Origin of the sequence: Vibrio sp. 10N.222.52.B7 (assembly GCF_041474275.1) — a bacterium.
Taxonomy (GTDB): Bacteria; Pseudomonadota; Gammaproteobacteria; order Enterobacterales; family Vibrionaceae; genus Vibrio; species Vibrio crassostreae_C.
The window spans coordinates 1-287 of record NZ_JBFRTU010000638.1; the positions used below are offsets into that span (position 1 = coordinate 1).

Below are 287 nucleotides of genomic sequence, written 5' to 3' on the forward strand. Positions count from 1 at the left end.
GAGTACAGCTACAAAGAAGCAGGTGAAGAACTCAAAGTATCCCGTAAACGAGTAAAGGCAATGGTAAAAGAAGGTCATGCAGGGGCTTGTGATTATGTTGAAGCTCACCGTAAAACTTATGCAATTCATTTTGCCGTCGATGCTTTCAACGGAAAGGTCGATAGCGCTCTATCTAAAACAAAGCACGACAATTTTGGGAAAATCCAACAAGAAATTATTGATGCTTTTGCCTTGGTAAATCATAACGGTGCTCCATTCAGGAACGCCCGTATCAAACAAGAATACCT

General features: G+C 41.1%; 1 protein-coding gene. It reads left to right on the top strand.

The window, feature by feature from the left end; translation table 11 throughout:
- Window positions 1-287: DUF4041 domain-containing protein (locus AB4512_RS24585; RefSeq protein WP_372176089.1), on the top strand; the 287-nt coding region annotated here is incomplete at both ends.